This is a genomic window from Terrirhizobium terrae, from assembly GCF_030323265.1.
GTDB lineage: Bacteria > Pseudomonadota > Alphaproteobacteria > Rhizobiales > Rhizobiaceae > Neorhizobium.
In genome coordinates this window covers 438,597-465,534 of sequence record NZ_CP104991.1, presented here as the reverse complement: position 1 = coordinate 465,534, position 26,938 = coordinate 438,597, and the positions used below count along the sequence as shown (strand labels likewise).

Annotated in this window: 20 protein-coding genes and 10 pseudogenes; 12 read left to right on the top strand and 18 right to left on the bottom strand. The window is 60.0% G+C overall.

Annotated elements, in window-relative coordinates:
- Positions 1–40: 40 nt before the first annotated feature.
- The 3 genes and pseudogenes from N7E02_RS06155 to N7E02_RS06145 form a co-directional block, all read right to left on the bottom strand.
- Positions 41–849, bottom strand: a pseudogene (locus N7E02_RS06155) (NAD-dependent epimerase/dehydratase family protein).
- Between the two features lie 4 nt (positions 850–853).
- Complete coding sequence (locus N7E02_RS06150; protein ID WP_286578479.1) at positions 854–1,303, bottom strand: MarR family winged helix-turn-helix transcriptional regulator; 450 nt, start codon at positions 1,301–1,303, stop codon at positions 854–856.
- A 121-nt stretch (positions 1,304–1,424) separates the two neighbouring features.
- On the bottom strand, positions 1,425–2,300 hold the full coding sequence (locus tag N7E02_RS06145) for a LysR family transcriptional regulator (RefSeq protein WP_374730621.1): 876 nt from the start codon (positions 2,298–2,300) through the stop codon (positions 1,425–1,427).
- 96 nt (positions 2,301–2,396) lie between these two features.
- Between N7E02_RS06145 and N7E02_RS06140 the strand changes: the two are divergent.
- From N7E02_RS06140 to N7E02_RS06130, 3 genes and pseudogenes are all read left to right on the top strand, one after another.
- A pseudogene (locus N7E02_RS06140) lies at positions 2,397–3,454 on the top strand (aldo/keto reductase).
- Between the two features lie 93 nt (positions 3,455–3,547).
- A pseudogene (locus N7E02_RS06135) lies at positions 3,548–4,101 on the top strand (nuclear transport factor 2 family protein).
- Positions 4,102–4,203: 102 nt separating this feature from the next.
- Complete coding sequence (locus N7E02_RS06130; RefSeq protein WP_134646417.1) at positions 4,204–4,530, top strand: Atu4866 domain-containing protein; 327 nt, start codon at positions 4,204–4,206, stop codon at positions 4,528–4,530.
- Positions 4,531–4,644: 114 nt separating this feature from the next.
- On the opposite strand, the gene N7E02_RS06125 is transcribed toward N7E02_RS06130, so the two are convergent.
- On the bottom strand, positions 4,645–5,544 hold the full coding sequence (locus N7E02_RS06125) for a LysR family transcriptional regulator (RefSeq protein ID WP_286578478.1): 900 nt from the start codon (positions 5,542–5,544) through the stop codon (positions 4,645–4,647).
- A gap of 94 nt (positions 5,545–5,638) precedes the next feature.
- Here N7E02_RS06125 and N7E02_RS06120 point away from each other — a divergent pair.
- Positions 5,639–6,471: pseudogene (locus tag N7E02_RS06120) on the top strand (SDR family oxidoreductase).
- 48 nt (positions 6,472–6,519) lie between these two features.
- Entirely contained in the window at positions 6,520–7,014 is a 495-nt protein-coding gene (locus tag N7E02_RS06115; RefSeq protein ID WP_102761913.1) for a lipocalin-like domain-containing protein, read from the top strand.
- 47 nt (positions 7,015–7,061) lie between these two features.
- Here the strand turns inward: N7E02_RS06115 and N7E02_RS06110 are convergent.
- Positions 7,062–7,965, bottom strand: a pseudogene (locus tag N7E02_RS06110) (LysR family transcriptional regulator).
- A 169-nt stretch (positions 7,966–8,134) separates the two neighbouring features.
- On the opposite strand from N7E02_RS06110, the gene N7E02_RS06105 reads away from it, so the two are divergent.
- From N7E02_RS06105 to N7E02_RS06095, 3 genes are read left to right on the top strand one after another with little or no spacing between them, the layout of a single operon-like run.
- Positions 8,135–9,127: an MBL fold metallo-hydrolase gene (locus N7E02_RS06105; protein ID WP_286578477.1), complete on the top strand. Its 993-nt coding sequence runs from the start codon at positions 8,135–8,137 to the stop codon at positions 9,125–9,127.
- Positions 9,128–9,152: 25 nt separating this feature from the next.
- The gene (locus tag N7E02_RS06100) at positions 9,153–10,253 is read left to right on the top strand and encodes an aldo/keto reductase (RefSeq protein WP_286578476.1); all 1,101 of its coding nucleotides are present in this window, start codon (positions 9,153–9,155) and stop codon (positions 10,251–10,253) included.
- A gap of 26 nt (positions 10,254–10,279) precedes the next feature.
- The gene (locus N7E02_RS06095) at positions 10,280–10,864 is read left to right on the top strand and encodes a dioxygenase family protein (RefSeq protein WP_286578475.1); all 585 of its coding nucleotides are present in this window, start codon (positions 10,280–10,282) and stop codon (positions 10,862–10,864) included.
- 85 nt (positions 10,865–10,949) lie between these two features.
- Here the strand turns inward: N7E02_RS06095 and N7E02_RS06090 are convergent, their stop codons facing one another.
- Positions 10,950–11,441, bottom strand: coding sequence for a hypothetical protein (locus N7E02_RS06090; RefSeq protein WP_286578474.1), 492 nt, complete (start codon positions 11,439–11,441; stop codon positions 10,950–10,952).
- A 223-nt stretch (positions 11,442–11,664) separates the two neighbouring features.
- Positions 11,665–12,405: an SDR family NAD(P)-dependent oxidoreductase gene (locus tag N7E02_RS06085; RefSeq protein ID WP_286578473.1), complete on the bottom strand. Its 741-nt coding sequence runs from the start codon at positions 12,403–12,405 to the stop codon at positions 11,665–11,667.
- Between the two features lie 99 nt (positions 12,406–12,504).
- On the opposite strand from N7E02_RS06085, the gene N7E02_RS06080 reads away from it, so the two are divergent.
- The gene (locus N7E02_RS06080; protein ID WP_286579097.1) at positions 12,505–13,164 is read left to right on the top strand and encodes a TetR/AcrR family transcriptional regulator; all 660 of its coding nucleotides are present in this window, start codon (positions 12,505–12,507) and stop codon (positions 13,162–13,164) included.
- Positions 13,165–13,189: 25 nt separating this feature from the next.
- Here N7E02_RS06080 and N7E02_RS06075 read toward each other — a convergent pair whose 3' ends face one another.
- Positions 13,190–14,128: an AraC family transcriptional regulator gene (locus N7E02_RS06075; protein WP_286578472.1), complete on the bottom strand. Its 939-nt coding sequence runs from the start codon at positions 14,126–14,128 to the stop codon at positions 13,190–13,192.
- 114 nt (positions 14,129–14,242) lie between these two features.
- Here N7E02_RS06075 and N7E02_RS06070 point away from each other — a divergent pair, with 114 nt between their 5' ends.
- A complete protein-coding gene (locus tag N7E02_RS06070; protein ID WP_286578471.1) occupies positions 14,243–14,608 on the top strand; it encodes a DUF1330 domain-containing protein in 366 nt (121 codons plus the stop codon).
- 126 nt (positions 14,609–14,734) lie between these two features.
- Here the strand turns inward: N7E02_RS06070 and N7E02_RS29520 are convergent, their stop codons facing one another.
- The 10 genes and pseudogenes from N7E02_RS29520 to N7E02_RS06025 form a co-directional block, all read right to left on the bottom strand.
- Complete coding sequence (locus tag N7E02_RS29520; RefSeq protein WP_353622792.1) at positions 14,735–15,961, bottom strand: xanthine dehydrogenase family protein molybdopterin-binding subunit; 1,227 nt, start codon at positions 15,959–15,961, stop codon at positions 14,735–14,737.
- A 95-nt stretch (positions 15,962–16,056) separates the two neighbouring features.
- Positions 16,057–16,806 (bottom strand): annotated as a pseudogene (locus tag N7E02_RS29515) (xanthine dehydrogenase family protein molybdopterin-binding subunit); the annotation flags it as partial.
- A 104-nt stretch (positions 16,807–16,910) separates the two neighbouring features.
- A pseudogene (locus tag N7E02_RS06060) lies at positions 16,911–17,911 on the bottom strand (FAD binding domain-containing protein).
- 3 nt (positions 17,912–17,914) lie between these two features.
- The gene (locus N7E02_RS06055; RefSeq protein WP_286578470.1) at positions 17,915–18,532 is read right to left on the bottom strand and encodes a (2Fe-2S)-binding protein; all 618 of its coding nucleotides are present in this window, start codon (positions 18,530–18,532) and stop codon (positions 17,915–17,917) included.
- 321 nt (positions 18,533–18,853) lie between these two features.
- Positions 18,854–19,476, bottom strand: a pseudogene (locus N7E02_RS06050) (class I SAM-dependent methyltransferase).
- Positions 19,473–20,111 carry a DedA family protein gene (locus N7E02_RS06045; protein ID WP_286578468.1) on the bottom strand — a complete coding sequence of 213 codons (639 nt, stop codon included), beginning with the start codon at positions 20,109–20,111 and terminating at the stop codon, positions 19,473–19,475. Before N7E02_RS06045 ends, N7E02_RS06050 begins: the two are co-directional and overlap by 4 nt.
- A 3-nt stretch (positions 20,112–20,114) precedes the next feature.
- Entirely contained in the window at positions 20,115–21,098 is a 984-nt protein-coding gene (locus N7E02_RS06040) for an oxidoreductase (RefSeq protein WP_286579096.1), read from the bottom strand.
- A 137-nt stretch (positions 21,099–21,235) separates the two neighbouring features.
- Positions 21,236–22,285 carry an aldo/keto reductase gene (locus N7E02_RS06035; protein WP_286578467.1) on the bottom strand — a complete coding sequence of 350 codons (1,050 nt, stop codon included), beginning with the start codon at positions 22,283–22,285 and terminating at the stop codon, positions 21,236–21,238.
- A 55-nt stretch (positions 22,286–22,340) separates the two neighbouring features.
- Positions 22,341–23,192: an SDR family oxidoreductase gene (locus N7E02_RS06030; RefSeq protein WP_286578466.1), complete on the bottom strand. Its 852-nt coding sequence runs from the start codon at positions 23,190–23,192 to the stop codon at positions 22,341–22,343.
- Between the two features lie 47 nt (positions 23,193–23,239).
- Positions 23,240–24,552, bottom strand: a pseudogene (locus N7E02_RS06025) (MFS transporter).
- Between the two features lie 108 nt (positions 24,553–24,660).
- Here N7E02_RS06025 and N7E02_RS06020 point away from each other — a divergent pair.
- Positions 24,661–25,637, top strand: a pseudogene (locus N7E02_RS06020) (AraC family transcriptional regulator).
- 405 nt (positions 25,638–26,042) lie between these two features.
- Positions 26,043–26,936: an ABC transporter substrate-binding protein gene (locus tag N7E02_RS06015; protein WP_286578465.1), complete on the top strand. Its 894-nt coding sequence runs from the start codon at positions 26,043–26,045 to the stop codon at positions 26,934–26,936.
- Positions 26,937–26,938: the final 2 nt, after the last annotated feature.

The window sequence follows — 26,938 nt, the reverse complement described above, 5'->3', positions numbered from 1 at the left end:
GGCCAAATGTCGAGCTCGGCCACCGCATTCTGCGATCCGCCTATGAAAGGCCTTCCTCAAAGGCTTGATAGACTGTTCTGATGCTGGGACGAAAACCCAGACTGCGGGCGAGGGACGTATCGACATGCAGGTACCATGGATTTGCAAGAGGCTCGGCGCTTGATTTCATGGAGGACCCGACGATGCCGGCGAGTTCGTAGATGGAGGAGGGGCTTCGTCCGCAACGTTCACGACGCGCCGGTCGAAAGCACCCCCGAGCGCCAGCGTGACCGCCTGTGCGATGTCGCGATGGTGGATCGTGCTCATGCGCTGTGCCGGATGCCACGCGCCGACGTGATCGGGCAGGGATTCGAGATGTCCGTCCCCATCACCATAGACGAAGGGAAAGCGAAGGATCGACCAATTCAACCCGCTTTCGCGCAGCTCCCGTTCCGCTGCAACCTTGCTTGCGGGGTAGGCGTGTTGTGGAGCGACCGGATCGTCTTCCCGTCCCGGATGCGGGTTGTCCTTGTTGTAGACATGGCTGGTGCTCGACATAATGAAACGCGCATCGGGAGCATGGGCCTTCACGGCCGCGATCAGGTTGCGCGTCCCATCGAGATTGCTTTTCCAGATGAGATCGGTGTCCTGCGTGCGGAAGACGGCCGCGAGGTGCACGACGGCAGAAATCTTGGTGACGGCCTTCGCCAAGCTCGAAGGGTCGAGAATGTCGCCCGTAACGCCTGTTGCGCCCGCCGGGCAATCCTTGCCTGGCCGAAGCAGGACGCGGCAGGCAAAGTCGGCCTCGGCCAGCCGCGGGACAAGTCGCTCACCCACGAGCCCGGTGGCCCCGGTAATCAGTACGGTCATCTGCTCAATCCTTTCTCAACAGGGTCTGCAGTCGTTCTGTCGCTGATTTGAGCACACGTATGGTCGTGGCCAGATCAGCCTCGTTAATTCCGCCGAAAGCAGCGTCGTGAATGAAAGAAAGGTCAGGGAGCCGTCGCCACAGCGCCTCTCCCGTCGCCGTCAATGTCAGCAGACGTTGTCGCTGATCGCCGCCATCCGCGGTCTGCGCAACCAGATCCTTGCGGACGAGCGTTGCGATGATTCCGCTCAAGGTGGCGCGTTCGAGTTCCAGAGCGCGACCGAGGTCGCGCTGGACGGACGGGCCGTTGTTGACGAGGTACCAGAGGACATACCACTGCGTGGACCCCAAATCGAAGGGTCTTAGGCGCTCGTCCATGAGGGCCCGACCGGCGAAATAGCACCGCTTGGTCCAGGCGCCCACGGAGAGATTTTTGTTGTACGCCTGATCGTGCATTGAAACCTCATTCGTTTGTTACCTAACGATAATTGCAAGGTAGCAAACGAATGTCAAGGCTCAAGGACAGTGGGCCAGGTAAGATGACAGCGATCTCACGATGGGCGCTATCGCCACCGCTTCACATGGTCGACGAGTGCCCTAAGTTTCGGAGCGAGATTGCGACGGCTGGGATAATAAAGAAAAAGCCGGCAAACGGAGGGCAATAGTCCTGAAGGAGAGGGACCAGTTGACCAGATTCGACATAGGGTCTGAACGTGTCCTCCATCCCGAAGGTGATGCCGCCGCCGGCACAGGCTGTGCGGATCATAAGCCACATGTCGTTGGTGGTGATCTGCGGGTCGACAGCCACGTCGAACTCACGTCCATTCTGCCCGAATTCCCAGCGATAGGGTGCGCTGTGCGGCGCCGGGCGCCAGCCGATACAGCGATGCGCTGACAGCTCCGAAGGATGCGCGGGCATGCCGAAACGTTCGATGTAGGATGGCGCGGCGAAGGCGCCCTGGCGCTGATCGCCCGAGACGGGAACGGCAATCATGTCCTGATCGATGACTTCGCCCAGCCGTACCCCCGCGTCATAGCCTTCCGCGACGATGTCGAACTCCTCGTCCGTGACCGTCACGTCGATCTGAACGGCGGGACAGGCATCCGCGAAACGCGCCAGAAGCGGCCCGGAGATGAACTGTTCGGCGATGGACGACACGGCCAGCCGCAAGAGCCCGCTTGGTGCGCTGTTGCGGTCTGCCGTTGCGTCGAGCGCCAGTCCGACTTCGGAAATCGCCGGCGCCACACGCTGGTACAGTTGTTCGCCGGCCTCCGTGAGGCTGACGCTGCGCGTCGTGCGACGCACGAGCGCCACGCCGAGCCGATCTTCGAGGCGACGGATGGCCTGGCTGATGGCTGGCCGCGTGACGCCCAGATTCTCCGCGGCCACACGAAAGCTGCGCGCTTCCGCGACTGCCAGGAAAACAGAAATGCCGTTCAGATCGATCGCCATTGGTTAGATAGATTTACCAGCATGGTCATCATTGGGCAAGTTGTTCGATCTTATCGAGCCGCCTACCTTGGTTCTCGCAACCAGGAGAGAGCTGACATGGCGCTTGATGATTATAAACTTCTTGGATGGTCGGGCTTGCGCGTTTCACCGTTAAGCCTGGGAACGATGACCTTCGGTTCCGAATGGGGCTGGGGTGCCGACGGCAACGAGGCGCGCCGCATTTTCGATCTTTATGTCGATCGAGGCGGCAACTTCCTCGACACGGCGGTCAACTACACCGATGGCGGTGCCGAACGCCTGCTTGGAACCTTCATCGCCGACAAGCGCGAGCGGATCGTTCTTGCGACGAAATTTACCATGGCACGCGATCCGGGCAACCCGAACTCGGGCGGCAACCACCGCCTGAACATGGTTCGCTCCGTCGAGCAGAGCCTGAAGCAGCTCGCCACGGATCGCATCGACCTCCTTTATCTGCATGCGTGGGACATGACGACCCGGCCGGATGAGGTCATGCGAGGGCTCGACGACCTCGTTCGGTCCGGGAAAGTCCTCTATCTCGGTATTTGCAACACGCCTGGATGGCGCGTTGCACAAATGCAGACGCTCGCCGACATTCGCGGCTGGTCTCCTTTCGTGGCGCTGCAGATCGAATACAGCCTCGTGGAACGGACGGTCGAGCACGAGCTTCTGCCGGCGGCTGAGGCTCTGGGCCTTGGGGTGCTTCCGTGGTCACCCTCGGCGGTGGCGTCCTCACCGGCAAATACTCCCTCGCCGACGTTGAAGATTCACAAGAAGCGACCGTGTCCGCCAGCCGCAAGGGCGTCATCGCCTCGTCCGGGCATCTGAACAAACGGGCGATCGACATAGCGAACGAGGTTCGAACCGTTGCGGAAGAGGCCGATTCCACGCCGTCGCGTGTGGCGCTTGCCTGGACGCTGGCCAACCCGGCCGTCGTCTCCCCCATCATCGGCGCGCGCACGCTTGCCCAGGCCGAGGACAATCTCAAGGCTCTGGATCTGGCGCTGACGCCGGAGCAACTGGACCGACTGGATCGGATCAGCGCGCTGGTCCCCGTCTTTCCCGCTCGCTTCACGCAACGTCCCCTTGTCCAGCAACTGATCTTCGGCGGTGCGGTGGTCGAACGCCGTAACTGACCGCTGAAACGCGAGTCCCATCGACGGTGCATCCGGTTTCATTGCTCGTCGATAGGCCCCGCCAAGTCCCCAGCAACAGAAAGGATCGATACCATGACCATTTTTCCGACACGCCAGCGAGTTGCCGGCGCGAGCCATACGGCTCTGATCACAGTGGCATTGCTGTCGCTCGCCCTGCCGGGTCCAGCCATCGCCAACACAACGGCAACGCAAGTGCAGGCTGCCGATAGCGCCGCGGTCGAGCAACGGAACAAGGCGATCGTCGAGGCCGCCTTCGAAAAATGGCGCGGAGGCACCTATGTCTTCGCGGAACTCCTCGCCCCCGACGTCGTCTGGACAATTCATGGCTCGGGCCCGGTGGCTGGCACCTATCGAAACCAGAAGGATTTCGTCGAACAGGCCTCTCTTCCCTGACCAGCCGCCTTGCGACGCCGATCATGCCGCAGGTGCACAACATCTTTGCCGACGGCGACACGGTCATCATCCGCTTCGACGGGACGGCGACGACGACGTCCGGCGCACCTTATCGCAACCAGTTCGTCTGGATTATCAAGATGAAGGACGGCCTCGTCGTCAATGCGGAAGCCTTCCTGGATCTTGTTGCCTATCAGCAGGTCGTGGATAACAACGCCCCGCGTTCCCAATGACCGATGCTGCGGTTCGGCAGACCTGCGCGTCTGCCGAACCGACACCGCGCGTATTCGCGCCCTCACCAGACCCACAACAGCAACGTCTAAAGGAGCCAGACCATGCGACCGGCATTCGCAGCCCTCGTCACTGCCACCCTTTCGTTTCAATCCGTAGAAGCACAGGAAACAAATTTGCAGCCGAACCATCCCTACGCCGGCATGTGGGTCACCGACGACAACCGTGTCCGTCACGAACTTCTGCCGAACGGACGCTATGTCGAAGCGCGCGGCCAGCGCGAGCGAGCCTATGAAGGCCGCTATGAAGTCGACGGAACGCATATCGAGTACTGGGACGATACGGGCTTTACCGCCGACGGCGACTTCGTCGATGCCAACACCTTGCACCATGGCGGCATGATCTTGCGTCGAAAGCCGGCGACACCCTGACATATCGAACGAGCCTTTGCTGCGCGATCAGGCCAGAGCGATCGCGCGGCAGGCTCGTCTCGATCCATCTGGCAGGCCATCTGACAGGGGCAGACGCCACGCGGTGTCGCCCCTTTATCGTGACCTGTCCACCTCCCGAAGGAGGTCGATGAAGGCTCGCAGCGGTGATGGTACATGCCGGCTGCGCGGATAATAGAGCGCCAGGCCGGGCATGGGCGGACACCAGTCATCGAGCACGGTCACCAGCCGGCCCGATCCGATGAGCGGCCGCGCGAAATGCTCCGGCACATAAGCAATACCGCGGCCGTCCGCCGCCGCCTGCACGAGAAGATCACTGTCATCGAGGGTGAGGTTGCCCGGCACGTCGACAGAGATTTCGGCGCCGCGTCTGGAAAACTCCCAGCGATAGCGCTTGCCGCTCGGCAGACGTTGGCGGATGCAGCAATGCTGATGAAGATCATCGGGTGTTTGCGGTTTGGCCTTGCCGTCCAGATAAGACGGCGCTGCGACGGTGACGAAACGCACGTCGCCGCCGAATCTTACCGCGATCATGTCTTTCGGAACGGCTTCCAACAGGCGTATTCCGGCGTCGAAACCCTGTTCCACAATGTCGACAAGGCGACCTTCCGACACGAGATCAAGCTCGACGTCGGGATAGAGATCGAGAAAGCGCGGAACGACGTCGGCGAGAAGGATGCATGCGCCGCTCTTGTTCGCATTGATCCGTAGCGTGCCACTTGGCGTGCCGCGTTCCTCCGAAAGCGTATCGAGCGCCTGATCAAGATCCTGAAGAAGCGGATTGACGCGGCCGAGCAGGCGTGAGCCGGCTTGTGTCAGCGAAACGCTGCGTGTCGTCCTGTTGAAGAGCCGAACGCCGAGTTTCGCCTCGAGACTGATGATCGCGTGGCTGAGGGCGGAACGCGAAACACCCATGACGTCGGCTGCTTTGCGAAAGCTCTGGTGATCGGCCACTGCGGAAAAGGCAGCCAGATCGCTGAGGCTGGGGCGCACCATTCGTGAATTTTCCTCACCATCTCATCTCAAATTGCCAATCTTATATCACCAATCCGGCAGATCTACATTCGCGAATGGAAGATAAGGAGATCACATGCCAAAGACATGGTTCATAACCGGCGCTTCTTCGGGACTCGGTTTCGAAATGACGCAGCGACTGCTTTCGCAGGGTCACAAGGTCGTCGCAACCGTCCGCCGTCGCGGGGCGTTGACGCAACTCGAACAGACGTACCGCGAACGCCTGGACGTGGTTCAGCTCGATCTGGTCGAACCGGAGAGCATAAGCCGCGCAATCGGAGATGCCTTCCAGCGGCACGGCCGGATAGAGGTCATTGTCAGCAATGCCGGCTACGGATTGTTCGGTGCGGCGGAAGAGCTGACGAACGACGAGATCGATCGACAGATCGCCACAAATCTCACGGGGTCCATTCATTTGATCCGCGCAGCATTGCCGTTTCTTCGAAAGCAAGGCGGCGGGCGCATCGTCCAGGTGTCGTCCGAAGGCGGGCAGATCGCCTATCCGGGCTTCAGCCTCTATCACGCGACCAAATGGGGCATCGAGGGCTTCATCGAAGCTGTGGCACAGGAGGTGGCGCCTTTCGGCATCGACTTCATCATCGCCGAGCCGGGGCCGACCGGCACGAACTTCGGAGCCAATCTGGTCTGCGCGGATCCCATGGCTGCCTATGATGAAACGCCTGCGGGCGCCGTTCGCCGTGCAATCGGCGATGGCAGTTTCGAGATCAAGGGGATGCGGCGCGTACCGTGGCAGCGATCCTGTCGGCTGCCGCAAGCGAGGCACCACCATTGCGATTGGCGCTGGGCAGCACGGCCTACTCCTCCATCTCGCAGGCGCTTTCCAAACGCCTGTCGGCACTTGAGGCGCAGCGGGACGTCGCGAATTCCGCCGACCGGCAGGATCTGTGAACCCCGCGGCGGCGGGACCCTATCATCCCTAACAGCAGAGGAAACGACATGTTCATTCGACCGATCACATTGGCCGTCGCCGTCAGCATTTCGTCGGCTGCCTTCGCGCAGACTGCCACCGAAAATCAGGTCGCAGGCACCTGGCGCATGATATCGGCGACGATCGACCCCGGCGGGGAAAATATCGCCGCCTATGGAGAGAAGCCCAATGGGCTTCTGGTCTTCACGCCTGACATGCATTTCGTAGAGGTCTTGACAGACGCCGAAATCCCGCCGTTTGCTTCCAACACGCGCGGCGAGGGAACGGATGATGAAAATCGCACGGCCATGTCACGCAGCATCGGGTTTTTCGGAACCTATACCGTCGATGAGAACGGAGAGTTCAGCGGAAACCGTGTCGAAGGGTCGACATTCCCGAACTGGGTCGGCAGCGTGCGGACGCGTGCTGATCTCACGCTCATCGTTGATGGTGATCGTATGACCGAGCAATTCCGCCGGCCGGAAGGCACCGAAATCAGGATCGAATGGCAGCGGGTCAAATAAGGCATCGTCGACAAGCCGTTCCTGCCGCAGTTCCGGCTGGAACGGCATTAGGTCCTGGCCTGCCAGTCATAGTTCCTCATGTAGTCGAGAAAGGCGCGCATGGCGGCGCTTGGAAGGCGTCGGCTGGGATAGTATAAGAACCAGTGCGGCAGGGTGGGGCTCCAGTCTAAGAGAAGCTCCACCAGCCGGCCGGTTTGGATATGCGGCTTGGCGTAGTCATCCAAGACATGGGCAATCCCTCTGCCTGCCAGCGAAGCTTGCAGTTCGTTATGCGCGGAGCTGACCGTCAATCGGCCCGTTGGCGTGACTTCGATCTCTTCGCCCGCCTCGTCGAACTGCCAGGTGACGAGCGTGCCGCCTGGGAACCGGCGCCTTATACAGTCGTGATCCACAAGTTCGTGCGGTGTCTGCGGCTGTCCCCACCTTCCTATATAATCCGGGAAGCGACGATGGCGTAGCGAAGTGCAGGGCCAAGCGGCAACGCGATCATGTCCTGCGCCAGCTGCTTGCCGAACCTGACGCCGGCATCGAAACCCTGCTCCACAATATCGATGACGGCCGCATCGCTGATGATCTCGATTTTCACCTCTTGATAGGCGTCCATGAAATCGAACACCAGCGGGCACAGAAAATGATCGACGGCCGGCGCGGGCGCGTTGATCCTGAGCGTGCCGGATGGGCTGTCCCGCAGTTCGTCGACCTCGGCGATGGCGAGCCTGATATCGCCCAATGCAGGTGCCAGGCGTTCAAGAAGGCGCTGGCCGGCCTCCGTGGGGAACACGCTCCTCGTCGTTCGATTGAGGAGCCGGATACCCAGAGCCTCTTCCAGGGCATTCATCGTTTGGCTCAAGGCCGATGAAGAGACCCTCGCTCAAGCGCTGCCGCGCGGAAACCGCCGCAACGCACGATGGCCACGAAAACGTCGAAGCTGTCCAGACGAAGAGAGTTCATTGAGAAGCATTTCTAATCAAGCTGATAAACTTAATGCAGCTTATCAGATCAATTGTCCGATGTCATGGTTGGCGTAGAGTTCAACGCCGCGCTCCATCCGGTTCCTTTGCGGGTCATTTAGACCCCTGCGTAGCGAAGCCGAGCGTGCCCAATGCGAAAGGGAAGACCGATGAATGCCTTCACCCTCAACAGACGTGCTATCATGCTGTCCGCTGTCGCTGGTGCATCCAGCATGCTCCTTCCGAATCTGGGTGGTTCCGGAACAGCCAAGGCCCAGGCCGCGTCACAGGTGGCCGGCAATGCGGGGCATTACCGCTTCCGCGTCGGGGACATCAGCGCGACAGTGTTGAGCGACGGCGTGATTGGTGGCCCGCCGCGCGTCTATGCGAGCGATGCGCCGGAAGCCGAGCTTCAGGAGGTCCTGCGTCAGGCCTTTCTTCCGGCCGATCACATGACACTCAACCTCAACACGCTGCTGATCGAAACCGGCGGCCGGCGCATTCTGATCGAAGCCGGAGCCGGCAAGACCATGGGCCCGAACGGTGGCCAGATCTTTGATAACCTCGCGGCTGTCGGCCTCGCGCCAGCGGACATCGACGCGATCGTTATCTCCCATACCCACCCTGACCACGTGGGTAACTTGCGAACCGCGGATGGCGGCAAGGCCTTTCCCCGCGCCACAGTCTTCGTCCCGAAGGCGGACTGGGACTTCTTCGTCCGTACCGATCCGGATCTCTCCTATATGCCGGTGCCGGAGGAGTTCCGCCTGCGCTTCGCCGCAAACATCAAGAACAGCCTCGCGCCGTTCATGAACGATGTGGAGCTTTACGAAGCCGGCGCCGAGATCGTGCCCGGCCTGACGACGATCGTGGCATCCGGCCACACGCCGGGCATGGCTACCTTCCTTGTCCATTCCGGAAACGACCAGCTGCTGCTGACGGCGGACCTTGCCTATCACCCCGTCGTCAACGTCGACAGGCCGTGGCTTCCAGGCCCGGACCGCGACAAGGAAACCGCTCTTGCCTCCCGTCGGCGCATCTTTGACAGGGCGGCCGCCGATCGTCTCCCGGTGCTCGGCTTCCATTTTCCCTTCCCCGGCCTCGGCCGGATGCTGAAAACCGACGGCGGTTACGCCTGGGTTCCCGCCAACTGGCAGTTTTGACGATTAAGGAAACAGGAGAACTCTCATGGACCAGTCAAAGATCAACAGGCGCGGTTTCCTCGGCACGATGGGCGCGGCGGCGACAGGGCTGGCGCTTGCCAGCCACGCTGCGGCGCAAACCCAGGAAACGAAAGCGGCGTCGCCAATCGCTGGATCCAAGCCGGACGTCCTTACCCGCACCTTGCCGCGGACCGGCGAAAGGGTCACGGCGCTGGGTCTCGGCACCTTCCTCACCTTCGACCTGAAGCCCGGTGACCGACGCGACGCCTTGCGCCAGGTCTTCGAGCGGTATGTCGCCGCGGGCGGGCGTGTGGTCGACACATCGCCGCTTTACGGCTCGGCCGAGGTCAGCGTCGGCCAGTTCATGGGAGAGTTCGACGGTTCGGACGAGATCTTCCTCGCCAACAAGGTCTGGTCGACGGGAGAATATCTGGGCGATGAAAGCCACGCGATGGAAAGCTTCCGGCAATCGCGCATGCGGACATGGCGCGACACGATCAATCTCATGCAATGCCACAGCATCACCAATGCGCCGGTCGTCGTCCCGCTCATGAAGGCCTGGAAAAAGGAAGGTCTCATACGCCATGTCGGCGTGACCCACCACGAGTCGGCGGCGCAGGACCAGCTCCTGGCGATCGTCCAGCGTGATGATGTCGACTTCATCCAGACGAACTACTCGATCTTCAACCGCGACGCCGAACGTCGTCTTCTTCCCGCTGCGGCCGACAAGGGCGTCGGCGTGCTGATCAATCTGCCGCTCGAAAAGGCCCGCCTGATGAAGGTGGTCGAGGGCCATGAGCTTCCCGGTTTTGCAGCCGAGTTCGGAGCGACGAGTTGGGCGCAGTTCTTCCTGAAATGGGTCATGGCGCATCCTGCCGTCACGAGCGTCCTCTGCGGCACGTCCAACCCCGACCATATGAGCGACAATGTCCAGGCGCTGAAGGGCCCGCTTCCCGATGAGCGGATGCGCGCCCGCATGGTCGCACATATGGAAACGGTTCCCGGCTTTGGGTCCATCGGCACGATGCCGTGGTATCCCGGCAAGGAGAATATGTATGAAGGCCTTATCCGGGAGGCGCAGGCGAACGCCGCGCAACGCCTGCAGCCTGGACGGCGCGCCGATTAACCGACCATCACACTGGGAGACCGGTCTTGTCCTCCACCAGACGCTCGCTTCTGACTGCCTTTCTGACGCTGCCTCTCATCGAGGCGGCAAGAACGAGGGCGTTTGCGCAGGCCGCTCCCGAGCTGCCGCTTACCCCCGCATGTGACGATGGAGACGAACCGACCCTGGAACGGGAAGCCGGTCCCTTCTTCAGGCCGAACTCGCCGCTCAATCGGGATCTCTATCCGGATGCACCCGGAGGCGAGCGAATAACCGTCGCCGGCTTCGTCTTCGACAATCGCTGCCGGCCTATAGCCGGCAGCCTCGTCGAGATCTGGCAAGCCGATGAGAATGGCGACTATGATAGCGTGGGGTTCCGCCTGCGCGGACACCAGTTCACCGACACGCAGGGGCGATGGTGGTTCAACACCATCGTCCCCGCGCTTTATCCCGGCCGAACGCGCCATTTCCATTTCAAGGTCCAGCGCCCGGGTGGGCGCGTCCTCACCACCCAGCTCTATTTTCCCGGAGAGCCCAGTAATGCCGGAGACAGGTTGTTTGATGAGGCGCTGCTCCTCGACATCAAGCAAACCGGTGACGGAAGGTTCGGGCGATTTGATTTCGTAGTTTGACTAAGATGGCATCTCAGCGCGCGGCCCGCTTTACCGACCTACAGGATGTCATTGAGCCGTTCGGGCGATTGCGAACGCCGCCGCTTTACGGCATTGCATCCAAAGGTACGGGATCCCCTTCCGGTGCTGGCGCAGGCGCGTCGTCAGGCTTACCGTCTTCGTTCTCCAAGCCGAGTTGTTGCAGGATAGTCTCTTTGATCTGCTGTTCGATCGCCTCTCGATCCTTCTGGCTCATTGCAGCCAGCTTGTCTTCATTCAGCTCGCGATCCTTCAGGAAGAAATAACGGATACGTTCGGCTGGCGTCATGTTGGATACTTTCACGAACTCATCAGCCGCATCGGGTTTCTCGTCTTTGCTGAGAGCAGTACGAGTGGGCTTTTGATCCAACACAACGCCGTTGCTCTCCATCGACCACAGCGCGTCCGCAAGCTTCGAGCCATATCGGGGATCAAGGGAGACAGAGGGGAGATTTCCACCTCCTTTTACTTGCTGTGCTTCGCGGACGGTGTCTTGCCCAGACAATCGGGAGCTCGACTGCAAGAGCAGGGGGATCCTGGAGTTGCCTGCAACGATCATCGTGTTGATTCCTTTGTTAGTTCTGCTTCCAAGCATCGCATTGGCGGCTTGCTCGGGGCTGATTTTCCCCCACGACTTGATCGCAGATGAGGTCTCTTCAACCGATTGTGGCTATCAAGGGTAGCCGTGCCTCGACGCCTTCCGGACCCTTTCCGGCACCAGCCAAGAATCGATGCGAGGGCGGAGGACGTCGGGGAGGCCGACGTCCGAATAAGGTGGAGGATTACGCGTTGAAGCCGGCGTCTACACTTAGAACGGCGCCGGTGACCAGACTGGCAGCAGGGCCTGCCAGAAATGCGACTGCACTGGCGACTTCACGGGGCTCGCCAAACCGACCGAGCGAGGTAAGGCTCCGCTGATAGTCAGCATTCTCGCCATTGGCGGGGTTCATTTCCGTGTCAGTTGAACCCGGGAGAACGAGATTGACGGTGATGCCTTGAGGCCCGAGTTCGCGCGAAAGGCCTCGCGTAAACGACAAGAGCGCGGACTTCGACATCGCGTAAGCCGTCACACCTGCGAAAGGCACACGTTCCGCCAGCGAGGAGCCGATCGAGATGATCCGGCCACCGGACGAGAGGTGCGGGATCGCCGCCTGTGCGAAGAGCACGGGCGCGCGAACGTTGACGTCAAGCATGGCCTGCAAGTCGGCAAGCGCCAGGTCCGCGGTCATGCCGGCGGTTCCGATGCCCGCGCTGTTGACGAGGATATCAAGTCCTCCAAGTGTGTCGACCGTCTGGCTGACCGCGCGACGGATGGCGTCCGGGTCGCCGCTGTCGGCCTGAATGGCCAGCCCACGCCGGCCTTTTTCCTCGATAGACTGAACCACCGATGCAGCCTTGTCTGCCGAGCGCTGATAGGTGAACGCGACGTCCGCACCGTTCTCGGCGAGCGCAATCGCAATCGCGGCTCCTATACCCCGGGAGCCGCCGTTCACCAATGCACGCTTTCCAAGCAATTCCATCATCATTTCCTTTATGCAGTGATCGCTGCATAAATCGCTAATGCCATTGCAAATTCCTGTCAACTCATTTATGCAGTGGTCGATGCACAATGGTGTTTCGACCTGCGCCGACCATTCAGAATCGTCCCCGCGTTCGCGGGGCGACCGCGGGAGTTCGACCGGCAAGCTGCGCTTGCCGCCGCGACGAAACTGTTCTGGATTAAGGGATACGAGGCGACCTCGATCGCCGACCTGACGGAGGCAATGGGGATCGGAACAAAGAGCCTTTATGCGGCCTTCGGCTCGAAAGATGAGCTCTATGCGGAAGCGCTCAAATATTATTACACGACTTACGAGGGATTGGTTTGGACCCGCTTTAGAGCTGCTTCGACCGCGAAAGACGCAGCGCTGGCATTTCTTCAGGATTCGGCAGTCGCGATGACGGGTGGAGATGGCGATCTGCCGCACGGATGCATGGCGACTCTTGCGACTGTGGGCAGCGAGGGGCATTCCGAACTGGGCGAACTCATGCGAACGACCCGTGCAGGCGGTTTCGATATCCTCAAGGCACGCTTCGACAGAGCGAAGAGCGATGGTGACCTTGAGGCCACGGCAGACACGACCAAACTTGCCAGGTTCGTGCAGACAGTCCAAAGCGGCATGGCGATCCGCGCCCGCGATGGAGCCGAGCGCGCAGAGTTACAAGCCGTGGCGGAATTTACCTTGGTTGGCTGGGACGCCATTACCGGCAGCATCGATCAAAGGATGCGTGGCGGGGCGTGACCCTTTGGGAGTGAAGTCGGCTTTCCTATGCGGAGCGCAACGCGCTTTCTGCGAAGCGGCTCGGCGAGCAGCCGACGGCGTGGGTGAAAGCGGTGCTGAACGCGCTCGCCGACTTATAGCCAATCGAGAAGGCGATTTCTTCCACTCTGGCCGTTCCAGATTTGAGCGCCTCCTTGGCAAGCGCCATGCGCCACCGCAACAGATAGGAGATCGGGCCAATCCCGACGACGGCACGAAAGCGCGTGGCAAAGGCGGACCGCGAGACACCACAGAGCCTTGCCAGCGTATCGACCGTCCAGGCTTGCCCGACATTTGCGTGCATGGCACGAATTGCCTTGCCCGCAACCGGGTCTCGAAGGCCGGCAAGCAGACCGCTGCTGGCGGGGTCGACAGTCGGTTCCGGAAGGCCCGAAGCAGACATCCTGAGAATTTCGACCAGCGCCAGCTCGACGAGGCGGACGATGATGAATTCGCTAGCCGGTCCTGGCTCCCGGCCTTCGGATTCCATCAGCGTCAGCAGATTGTGAAGCCGGTGGAGTTTGGGCGAACGAGAGGGGATACGAACGAGGGATGGAAGAAGCTCCGTCAGGAGATCCTCATTGGCGGTCGAGAACAAAAATTTGCCCATGTGAAGCGAAGTCAGTCGTTCCTGACCGGAGCCCAGCTTCAACCGTCCCTCTCGCTTGGCGGCCACGGCCGCGACGCTGTCTACTGGCTCTACTTCCTGACTGGAAGCCAGCGTAAAAGGAAGCATGGTGCGCAGCAGCACGAAGTCGCCCTTTTCTAACGACAGCGGATCGCAACCGGATCGTATCAATTGGCAAGTGCCGTTTTCTATCCAGAAAAACAGCAGGTCTCCCAGCGCTGGAAAGCTCAGGCCCCAGTCACCGGCGGCATCGATGCCGCGACCCAGAAGCGCAGCGCGCGGCCGCAGCAGTCGGATAAGATCGAGGAAGGGATCCATTTTAGGGCTTCAGATAAAGTAGTCTGGGGTTTCCATTATGGAGCGTACAGTGGCGATAGCATAATTTTCCAGACGATTGAACGAGGCTGAGACCCCTATCACTGGAGAATTATCATGATCAAACTCACCGCCGCAGATATTGACCGCTTTCTTGCAGAAGATGACGAACAGCCCGTCGTGATGCTCAACCTTCTTCGCTTCAAGCCAGACGGAGGGCGCCAGCGTTATCTTGACTACCTCGCCATGGCCGGCCCGATCGTCGCCCGGTACGGCGCGGAAATCGTGTTCACCGGCGACGGCGCGACCGCGCTCTGCGCCGAACCCGGTCAATCCTGGGACGCGGTGGCGCTGGTACGCTACCCAAGACGGACAGCCTTCGTCGAGATGATCGCCGACCCTGCCTACGCCGTTGCCGACCCGATCCGGATGTCAGCCCTCGAAGAGGCGGTATTGCAGCCAATCCGCACAATGACTCGATGAAGAGCTAGATAGTCGCGCATTTCAAAGGGCAGCTCGATTGCGCCACTCTTCCGTCGCGTAACTGTGCCCAGAAAAGGGCATCGGGTGCCCTCCTTCGTCTCGCATGCCTTGCCGTTGAGACCTGCTTTACAGCAGGTCTTCAATCCTGATGGGCAGATGTCGCACACGTCTGCCGGTCGCATTGTAGACGGCATTGACGATGGCTGCAGCCGCTCCGACCATGGCGACTTCGCCGAGACCCTTGACGCCGGACATGTTGAGCTTGAAGTCCGGTTGATCGATGAAATCGACATCGATCGCGTATATGTCGGCGTTGACCGGTACGACATATTCGGCAAGGTCATTGTTGAGGACTCCGCCGAAGCGGGGGTCAGTTTCACCGGCCTCGCGGAGTGCTGCGCCAATTCCCCAGACGACACCGCCTCTGACCTGGCTTTCCGCAGTACGCCGGTTCATGACCCGACCGCAGTCGGCAACGCTGACGACGCGTTTGACGCGCACGCGCCCGGTCGATGTCTCCACGTGAACTTCAGCAAAATGGGCGATCCAGCTGAACGCCATGAAGTCCGGATATTCGGGGCCGGTAGTGGATGGGATACCCCGGCGCAACTGCTCGATGACCTGTGCGTCCTTGCCGAGCGGTATCGTATTCACCGTGACTTCCAAAGAGGGGCGGCGGGTCCGGGCGAGCTGGACATGAACCGGTTCTTCCGACAATGGCGCACCGGTTAGAACGCTAAGCTCTTCCCGCAGTTTCAGGGCAGCGCTTCGCGCGGCCGGCGCAACGCTTCCCGTCCCCCATGAGCCCGCGGTTATATGCTGTGGCGCATGTCCGGTATCTCCGATCCGGATATCGAGCTTGGTTGGATCGACGCCAAGAACCTCGATAAGCTCCGCGGCGATGACGCTACGGATGCCCTGTCCCATCTCATGGCCGGATGTCGAGATCTCACATCGTCCGCTTGCCGACAGACGAAGTGTCGTAACAGCTGCCGTCATCGATCCCTTGTAGCTGCCACAGGCAACACCGAGGCCGATGCGGTCTCCGTTCTCTGCTCCCAAGGAGCCAGGTTCGCGGGCTCGTCGGCTCCAGTCGATCAGCTCCGCCCCGCGTCTTAGACAATCAACCAGATGACGAGACGAAAATGGCTTTCCAGTAATCAGGTCATTTTGAGCGTCATTGTGGATGCGGAGCTCGACGGGATCCATCCCGACAGACTCAGCCAACTCATCAAATGCGCATTCGGTGGCGTAACTAGAGGGATGCTCATGCGGTGCACGCTGATGGCCGGGCGTCTGGGTGTCGACCCGGATGATCCGGTCGCTTCCTGCCCAGGCACCATATTCGTACATGCGAGGGGATTGGCGCCGTGATCACAGGCAAACCCATCGTACCGACTGTTTTGCTGGACCGTTTCATAAAGGCCTGCCAGGAGGCGACCTTGTTTGTCCGCCCCGAGCCGGATCCGGTGACGGCTTCTTGGGCGATAGGATGCCGTGTGAAACAACTGACCACGCGGCATCACGAGTTTCACGGGACGGCGCAGTAGAATGGCGGCGCTTGCAACAAGCACACTCTGCTCCTGAATGCCGTTCTTCTGGCCGAAGCCACCGCCTGTGAAGGGGCTCACGCCGCGCAGCCGTGTCGGCTCCATTCCCATCATCCCTGCAAGGCCGCCGGCAAAAGCTGACGCCGCCTGGGTGCCTTCATAGATCCGGAGTTCTCCATCCTCGAATGCGGCGGTCGTCGAGATCAGCTCGATTGGATTGTGATGCTGTTGGGGATGCACGTACTCCACATCAATGCGATGATCGGCAGCAGCAAAGGCTGCCTGCGCATCACCGGAGGACAGCTGGCGATCCGGCTCCGGTTCCGGGCTGGCATGATCATCCTCCATGTGAGTGCTGAATGCCTCTTCGGCGTAGCGGACCTTGATGGCTTCCGCGCCCTCGATGGCGGCCTCCAACGTTTCGGCGACCACCAGGGCGACCGGTTCGCCCCGGTGGCGCACGACCGGGCTCGTCATCGGCTGATGGCCTTTTCCTGGCTGGCCGTAAGCGCCGCGAGCGGCCGGTGTGGTCTTGATCTGCGAGAAATCTTCATGCGTGAAGATGCGCACGACGCCTGGCACATTTTCAGCGGCAGTTGCGTCGATCGCTTCAATACGTCCCTTGGCGATTGTCGCTGGAACCGCCATCGCATGAAGCAGACCGGCGATCGGCTGATCTGCCGCGTATAGTGCCCGACCCAGCACTTTTTCATAAGCATCGACCCGAGGGCGGTCAGCGGTCCGTTCCTGTGTCATTGCATCTTCCTTCCAGCTGTCATGATGGCATCGGCAAGCGTGCGAGCACCGAGTTCAATCTTGAATGCGTTGTGCTCGCCTGGTCGGGCATCGGCGAATGCCGCTCTGCCGGCAGCCAGCGCAATGTCCGGTTCGATCGTTCGACGGTTTAAAAGCGCCTCTGCCTCGCGTGCCCGCCATGGCCGGGTGGCAACGCCGCCGAGAGCAATATTCGCCTGCCGTACGTGATCGCCGTCCATCGCCAGCGCCACGGCTGCCGAGGCGAGGGCAAAAGCATATGACTCGCGATCGCGCACTTTGAGATAGGTCGAGTTGCGGCCGGCCTCCGTCTTCGGAACTGATATCCCGGTGACGATCTCGCCGGCTTCGATCTCGAATTCGAGATGGGGAGTATCACCAGGCAGTCGGTAAAATTCAGCGATGGGAACTGATCGTGGTCCCGCCGGACCTTGGATCTCCACTGTCGCGTCCATCGCCGTCAGCGCAACCGGCCAGTCGCCGGGTGATACGGCCGTGCAAGCGTTACTGATGCCGAGTACGGCTTGCCCGCGATCAAGCCCCCAATCGCTGCGCATCCGGAGCCGGGCGCTCGCTTGTTGCAGGGGTAGGCGCCAATTGCGCCGTTCCGGAAATAGGGACAACGGGTCCGCTGCAGCAGGTTTCCGCCGACGGTCGCCATGTTGCGAAGCTGCTGAGAGGCGGCTTTCGAAAGGCTCTCGGCCAAGACGGGATAGTCACGGCGGACGACATCATTTTCGGCGACGTCTGCCATAAGCGCTCCGGCGCCAAAAAACAGAACGTCACCGCTTGTATCAATCCGGTCAGCCCCTTCCAGAGAGGCGATATCGACCAGATGGGCGGGCCGCTCGACACCGAGCTTCATCAAGTCGTAAAGAGTGGTTCCGCCAGCAATGTAGCGCGCACCTTCGCCTGCCGCGGCATATGCTTCGATGGCTTCGCGCACAGTTTTGGCTTGGACATAGGATAGTGATCTCATAGTTCAGCCCCGCTCGATCTGAGGAGCGGCCTGTTCGATCGCCGCAACGATGCCGACATAGGCTCCGCAGCGGCAGATGTTGCCGCTCATATATTCCCGGATGTCTTCTGGTGTTGAAGCGTGCCCCTCTTTTACACACGCAATCGCGGCCATGATCTGCCCGGGCGTGCAATAGCCGCATTGCAAGGCATCGTGGTCGATAAACGCCTGCTGCATGGGGTGCAGTGCGTCCGCGCTGCCGATGCCTTCGATGGTCGTGACGCTGCGCCCATCGACCTTGGCGGCGAGTGTCAGACAGGAAGCGACCCGTCGCCCGTCGATGTGGACTGTGCAGGCGCCGCACTGACCGTGGTCACATCCCTTCTTAGCGCCGGCAAGGCCCAGGCGCTCACGCAGCATGTCCAGCAAGGATGCCCGGGCATCAATGTCAATGGCACGTCGTTGGCCGTTGATCTGAAAGCTGATCCTAACGGTCGCGCCGTTCTCTTGCGAGGGTTGTGGGACCGAACCTTGTGCCTGTGCAGCTACCGGGAGCATGCCAGACATCGAGACAATCGTTCCAGCCTCTAAAACCTGTCGCCGAGTGACTTCGAGAAACTTGCTATCATGCGGGTCTGACATTTGGATTTCATCTCCTGTCGGATTGCAACAATGCTGGGCTGTCATCTGTCCGGCGCGAAAGTCCGAAGTCGTCATTTCAGGGTAAGTCAGGCCATGCGAAAGGATTAGCCGGCAAATTCAGCGCAGACTGATTAGCCATGCTTTGCAATTGCGGTTAATGCACGATGCGGAAATTGCCTGATGCATGTGCCATCTCTCGGAGTTCACTTGGCTTGGGACTGAAGGACCGCGTCGGGCTGTTATGGAATTTCCAGTGCCTGCAAGCTCCGCCGGAATAAGATTAGCCAAACGGTTGAGCTGCTGCTGACCAGAATGGATTTTCTAGCCGTGGAGCAACAGATCCTGATGTGTTGGTTCGAATGCCCTGCGTGGCCTTCGTCGACTGATGCGATAGACGGACGCGGGCGGAATATTGGCGAAGGTCCAGCCGAGATACGTCGCTTTCAAACCCAGACGTTCGAGTAAGGGCCTGGGAATCGGGCATCGTGGACCGTAGGTGAATTGGTAGAACGCCCCACCATGGCGAAGATGCGAGAATGCCCCCTCCAGGATAGCATGCACCTTGCGCAACGGCATAGACAGGACAGGCAGGCCGCTGACAACAGCACCCACAGGCGCCTTCGCGTGAAGCGGCAACTTGCGCAACTGAGCAGCGTCCATCTGAACAGTCTTCGCGGTTGGGAAGCGATCGCTGAGCTGGTTCGCGAACTCCGCGCCATACTCCACCAGCACGAGATTTTTTCAGGAACACCCCGATGCAGCAATGCTTCTGTAAAAACGCCGGTTCCAGGACCCAATTCGATGACCGTGCCCGTCTGGGCGGATATTTCGGCGGTTATAAGAGAAGACAGCGCCCGCCCTGACGGCGTAACGGAGGCGACACGGAGGGGAGCGGAAAGCCACGCCCGAAAAAACAAGAACGCATCAGAAGCTCTATTTGTCATCGCTTGCTTGCTCCAAGATCCGGACGGGTCGAATATCGCCGCTGAAGCCGCCATCCCAAAGCGATGAGCAGTTCCGCGGCAACAAGCAGGACCAGTATTTTCAGTGCGAGCGCGGAGGAATTAATGCCGGGGATAGCCACATCGGCCAGGTAACCGCCGGCAATAAACAACCCGTTCCACAGAACAATGCCGACTGATACACCAGCGACAAATCGCAGCGTACTTGTGCCTAAAAGCCCAGCCGCCACCGGCGAGATCAATCGCACTGTTGGAATGAGTTGCGACATGATCGTGAGCGCGCGTTCCCGTTCCCGCAAGGAGGACAGAGTCCAGTCGATACGCGGTTTTGATAGGCCTACCCAACGGCCGACAGAGTATAGAAGGGATGTCGTCCGCCTTTTTCCGATTAAACGCACAAGAAGATATAGACCGAGAGCTCCGATCGAGCTTCCAACCGTCGTGCCGATAACGGCCGTGTGGAGCGACCAGACCTCATCGTCGGCCGCAATCCCAATGGCGACGAGAACTCCGTAGGAGGGAAGGGCAGGCAGGAAACGCTCCGCAAGCCCGATCGCGAAGAGGCCAAATATACCGTATATCGCAATCCATTCGACAAGATGTCCGAGCGGGTCCATCTCTTACCCCTCCCGCGCGATAGTTGCTGCGCCCGGGCTAGAGAGTTCCAATGTTGGAGCCCGTGCGGCGAACGACACCCCGGTCAGCTTCTCCGAGATTTCCCAGAGCTTGTACGCCACATGCTTTTCCAAGGCCTGTCGCGGAATCTGCGCCTCTGTCGGGTGTCCGCGGGTTTCGGCCAGCCTAGCGGGCCCATAATATCCGCCGCCTCGTGCGTTTGGAGATGTCGCCGCGAACAAAGTCGGCAACGCGCCTTGCGCGACGGGCTGAAACAAAAACCACAAGAACGTCCTGAGCAGACCTTGAGAACTGTGGCGCCCAGGGGCGTTATGAAGCAGATCGGTGCGCGACACGCCCGGGTGGGCAGCGATACTGGTGATACCCCAGCCTGCCTCTTCACTTCGGCGTTGCAGTTCGAAAGCAAACATCAGACATGCCAGCTTCGACTGAGTGTAGACAGGCATCGGCTTATAATTTCGCTCCGCCTGCAGATCGCCGAAATTGATCGCGGCGCTTGCGCTGCGAACCGCAATGCTGGAAAGCGTGACGACCCGCGGATCCCGCGCCCGGATGAGCAGCGGTAGCAAGTGACTGGTCAGGGCAAAGTGACCGAGGTAATTGGTGCCGAACTGCAGTTCGAATCCGTCCTTGGTGGTCTGACGCTTTGGCGGCGTCATGACACCGGCATTGTTGATGAGAACATCGATATGGTCGCGGGTTTCCTTCAGTCTTTTGGCCATCGCCTCGATCGATGCGAGGCTGGCAAGGTCCACGACTTCGAGAGTGGCCGATGCCTGCGGGGTCCTTTCCTTGATGCGCCGGACGGCCTCGGCGCCCTTCGCCGGATTGCGCCCTGCGATGATGACGTCGCCACCGGCTTTGGCCAGCGCAAACGCGTCTTCGAAACCCAGGCCACCGGTTCCGGTGATCAGAAACGTCCGGCCCGATTGGGACGGCATGTCGTCAAGTGTCCATGAATTTGTCATCATCAGTTCCTTTTTTCGGGGGCAAGTTTGTCCGCCGAAGACGCAAAGTTCGGGGGCGCGTCTTCGGCGGACAGAAGGTCGCCGTGGGGTGAAGCGACCTTTCACGGATCCGGAATGGGGCGGTTCCGGGTCCGAGCCTATTCGACGGCCTCGATCGTTTTGCCGAGCGGCGGCCTTGTCGGGACCTCGCGCGTTCGCTGCATCCAGGTTGGATATTCAGGAGCGATCTTGCTGATAGTATCCAGCTCGGCGATTTCGTCCGCACTGAGCGTGATCTGGGACGACCCGACGCTGTCGTTGAGCTGCGCGACCGTCTTTGCGCCGACGATAACGCTCGCCACGTGCGGCTGATGCAGCAGCCACGCCAGCGCAATCCGTGCAACGCTGACACCTTTGTTGGCGGCGACGCGTTCCATTATATCGATCACGTCGTAAGCTCGATCCAGAGCGACCGGCGGAAAATCGAACGTGGTCCGACGGCTTCCTTCCTCGCCTTGCTTGTCGCGGCCGAACTTGCCGCTGAGCAACCCGCCCGCGAGCGGGCTCCAAACCAGAAGACCGAGCTTCTCCGCCTTGACGAGCGGGACGATTTCCCGCTCGATATCGCGACCAGCGAGCGTGTAGTAGTTTTGAGAGGTGGCGATCTTGGCGATCTGAAGGCGTTCACTATGGCCAATGGCCCGCGCCATCTGCCAGGCCGACCAATTTGAGACGCCGACATAACGAACCAGACCCTGCTTGACCAGAGCGTCGAGTGCTGAGAGGCTTTCCTCGATTGGCGTCACAGTATCGATGTTGTGAAGCTGGTAGAGATCGATGTGGTCGACCTGCAGCCTTTTCAGGCTGGCCTTGACGCTATCGAAGATGTGACCGCGGGAATTGCCCGCCTCGTTCGGGCCCTGACCCATAGGCCCACAGACCTTGGTCGCGATAACCACATCCTCTCGCCGAACACCGAGGTTTTTCAGTGATTGGCCGACAATCTTTTCGGACGTGCCGCTTGAATAGATGTCGGCGGTGTCGATGAAGTTGATTCCGTGCTCGAGTGCGCGAGCGATCAGGGCCTGTGCGTCGTCCTGCTGGACGTTACCCATATTGGCCCAGATCCCCTTGCCCCCAAAGGTCATCGTGCCGAGGCAAAGTTCGGAGACAAAGAGACCGGTATTTCCGAGTGTGTTGTATTTCATGGTGAGATATCCTTTAAAAATCGGTCCCGTGACGCTTGACGGGAAGCGGCGTCGATCAGGCAATGCCGCCATTTGCGAAGATGTTCTGGCCATCGATCCAAGCCCCGTCCTGCGAGCATAGAAGGCTTATGACATTGGCGACATCTTCTGGCTGGCCCAGCCGACGAAGCGGGGTGGCCTCCGGTATGCCACGCAGCGCCTCTTCCCCGTGCTGGCGCAAGAGTTGGGTGTCGACGGCGCCGGGCGATATCGCATTGACCGAGATGTTGCGGCCGCCCAACTCCTTGGCGAGAACGTTTGAGTAGATCTCCTGCGCCGCCTTGGTTGCAGCGTAGGCTGCCGTGCCAGGAGGGCTCATCTTGATGATCGTTGAGCTGAGGCTGATGATCCGGCCGCCGTCGCGAACGCGTCGCGATGCCTCACGCAGAACATTGAAGCTCCCTTTGATATTGGTGGCCATCATCCGGTCAAAGGCCTCGTCGGTCATTTGAGCGAACGGACCGACATTCATGATGCCGGCATTGTTGACTACGATGTCGACGCCGCCGAAGGCTTCGTCATTGGCATCGAAAAGAGCTTTGACTGCAGCTGGATCCGCAACGTCCCCCTGGCGGACGATGGCGCGACCGCCAGCCGTCTCGATGTCGCGAACGACCGCTTCGGCAAGATCCCGGTTCGTCAGATAATTGACCGTTACGGCGTACCCGTCCCGCGCCAGGCGCCGGGCGGTGGCTGCGCCAATGCCGCGGGATGAGCCCGTGACGATTGCGCTACCCGTTTCACTTGATTGGGCGGAAGCGTCATTGGCCGACGATTGGGCCGATGCAATGCCGCTCATGGCAAGTGCGGATGGCGCGGCCACCGCGAGGGCCAGGAATGTGCGCCGGGAATTGTCTGTGTTGGACATTTAACGTCTCCTGAGATTTCGATTGGTTTGCGGGACGGCGCTTGCAGTCAGCGTTGGCCGAGGAAGGCGCTCACCCTTCTGTTTGCGATGAGGAGAGTGGTGCCTGCGAGGATGGCGGACAAAGGCACGATCAACAGGCCGAGCCCGAGGCCGTTTGAAATATTGGCTGCGCTCGCAGCATCGCTGACAATGCCAACGATCAGAGGACCCAGTGCAGGCCCGAGGAGGCCGGATCCGATCATGACGAGGCTCGTCGACTGCGCCTGACGTCCAGGACCGGCAACCAGATGGGCGGCGCCGAAGCCCCACGGCAACATGAACGAAAATGAAAGCATCCCCGGCACGAAGAGCGCAATCGACATCCAGCCGGTCGGTGCAAACAGTGCTGCAGTCGTTGTCACACTGGCGATCAGGAACAAGATTGCCGGAGGGCCGAGTACCCTGCCGGTGCCCGAGCGGACGGCGGAATCGAACCAGCGCCCACCACCCAATGTCCCTATAATGCCCATCAGCCCCTGCAGCATGCCGAATGACACGCCGACCTCCGTCGCGGTAAAACCATAGGTGCGGATCAGAAACGGTATGGAGAAGGCGTAAAAGGGCGCGCCGGCGAAGCCCAGGAAAATGGTACCTGTGAACAACCAGCGGAACGCCGGGGAAGATAAAAGGTCAAGACTCGTTCGAAGAAAGGGCTCGTCGCGTGAGGCTGTCGCTGCAAGAGGGGAGTGGAGCCCGCAACCAGAATGGTTACCAGACCGATCAGGATCCCTACAACGCCAGCACCGATCAAAACGACGCGCCAGCCAAACTCATCTGCAAGCGCACCGCCTGCGGCGAATCCTGCCATCGTGCCAAGGGGTATACCCATTGCGAACAGGCCGATCGCAAGACCGCGGCGCTCAGGGCGGATTTTGCGGACGATGAGAGCATGGCCCGCCGGGACCGCGCCAGCCTCCCCGAATGCCACGCCGAAGCGCGTTAGGGCGAGGAACATGAAACTGGCGGCGAAACCACCGAGCGTTGTCATGACACTCCAGATCAGGACGCACGAAACCAATACGAGCCGGGGCGATCCCCGATCTGCCGCACGGGCAAGCGGTAATGAGAGAAGTGCGTAGCAGACTGCAAAGGCAAGGCCGGTGAGCAGGCCCATCTCGGTGTCGGTGAGCCGCAGGTCTGATTTGATCTTTTCCGCCAGGATGAATGGAAGGATCCTATCGATTTGCGAGAACGCGTTGATCAGCAAAAGGACGATGCAGATAGCGGCCATTCGCAGGTTTTCAACATATGCCCCGGTGGTGGAAGCAGGCGGTGCTCGTGTCTCTACAGGGTCTGTTGACCGGGCGACAATTTCTGTCATCTTGAGGTCACTCCTCGCTTGGTTGCACCCTTAAGCTAGATGGAGTGTCCAATGACCAGAATGCCCGAACCTTCAAGAAACTTGCCTATTCCTACAAGTGAAGCGATAGTGCCGGCGAGGAGCCATGTGTTGCCGTGGCCACTGAAGCAACCGGAGCCCCGCTTGAATACACCATTGCTCTCAGCCGTCACGGCTTACATCGAAGAACAGGGCGGGGGCAAGGCCTGTTCCCGACCGCTATAGAAGGCTTCAACGTCGTTCGCTCGTTTCAGTCGATGATGCCGATGAGAAACATCTATCGGCCGTCGCTATGCGTGGTGCTGGAGGGCGCCAAGGAGCTGCAGTTCGGCGATGAGCATCTCAACTATCGCAGCATGGAGTGCCTCGTCGTCAGCGTCGGCGTGCCGGCGACCGGAAGGATCGTGGAGGCGACTGCCGCAACGCCCTATGTGGGCGTCATGATCGACTTCGATGTTGCAACTGTGCGCGAAGTTCTGGAGCAATTGGACACACCACCAGCGCAATCGGAAACGACCGGCCCTTGTGCTTTTGTCGCGAAAGTGGACCAACCGCTTGCCGATTGCATCCTCCGCCTGGTTCGACTGCTGGCGACGCCGAAGGCCATTCCAATTCTGGCGCCTTCGATCGTACGTGAGATTTGTTATTGGCTCTTGAGTGGCCCGCATGGCGGCGAGATCTGCAAACTGGCATGCCCGGAATCGAACATCGAACGTGTCGTAAGAGCCATATCCACGTTACACACCAACTTCGCTGATACTTTACGCGTTGAGCAGTTAGCCGATGTCGCGCGGATGAGCCCGTCGTCGTTTCATCAGCACTTTAAAGCCCTGACCTCGATGACACCGCTTCAGTTCCAGAAGCAACTCCGCCTATTGGAGGCGCGCCGCCTCATGGTTACGCAGGCTGCCAATGTTACCGAAGCGGCCTACAAGGTCGGGTACGAGAGCGCGTCGCAGTTCAGCCGTGAATATTCAAGAACCTTCGGCGTCGCGCCTAAACAGGATGCTCTGAACCAGCAGCGCCTTCACAATGAATATGCGAGCCGCACTGTGCGGTCTGCTTGATCACATTGGTAAGCGTTTTCATTAGACTGCAAAATCGGGTCGATTGATCCTTCGCGGACGAACGGCTGCAGTTGTTAACATCTCCCAAATACAAATCAGCTGCTCTCGGCTCGGGTAGTCGAGAGCACAAAAACAATCAGGCTACCCGAAGGGGACTTCACCCGGCGCAAGCTTGATGCTGCCCTCACGGCTCGCTTGTGATGCAGCCTCAGCCACAAACTATGAAATTCGTCTGCACATCATGGGAGCCATCAGACCATAGCAATAACCTATAGGAATAGAGTGGCTTGATCTTATTATTGGACCTACCTCAGAAGAGACCCCATAGTGCCCGGGACGAAGAGGATGCGGTCCTCCCAAGCCGCGTCCCACCCGTCGCAAACATAACAAGATGGGGAACATCAAATGTTCAATTCGGTCTTTCGCATTCCGTTGATCGCAGCCATTGCCTTCAGTGGCGCCACGGCGGTTTCCGCTCAGAGTTTCGACACGTCCAACATCAAGGTGGAAGAAGCTCTCGCCGCTCGCCTGCCAGCCAAAATCAAGACATCGGGCGTCATCACGATCGGCTCCGACACGGCCTACGCGCCATGGGAATTCCTGAGTGAAAAGGATGGGCAGACGCCTGAGGGCATCGACGTCGATATCGCAAACGCCATCGGCAAGAAGCTCGGCGTAAAAATCGATTTCCAGACCTCTGCCTTCGAAGCCATTCTTCCTGCTCTCGGCACGAAATTTGATCTCGGCGTCTCGGCTTTTTCCGTCACCACGGAGCGCATGAAGGCGGTCAACTTTGTCAGCTATGCCGATACCGGCAGCATGTGGGCCGTAAAGGCTGGAAACCCGGGCAAGTTCGATCCGGCTGATCCCTGCGGTCGCAAGGTCGCGATACAGTCCGGCAGCTATCATGAGCGTGCCGTCATCCAAGAAAACGAGCGCTGCAAGACGGAAGGCAAGGCTGCCATCGAGATCTTGCCGTTCTCCAAGCAGCCTGAAGCGCTGACCCGTGTGGCAGCCGGCGGCGCTGATGCCACCGTTTCCGGCGAAGCAGGCATAGGTTATGCGGCAAAACAGTCGAAAGGCGCTTTCGAAACATTGAAGCCGACCACTGGTCCCTTGGCAAAGCATGGCCCGAACGGCATTGCCGTCGCCAAGTCGGACATGGAGCTCACGCAGCTCGTCGCCGACACGATCAACTCCCTGATTGCTGACGGCACGTACAAGGCATTGCTCGACACCTGGGGCGTTGGCTCGGTGATCGTCGAGAAGGCTCTGGTCAACCCCGAAGTCAAGATCTGATC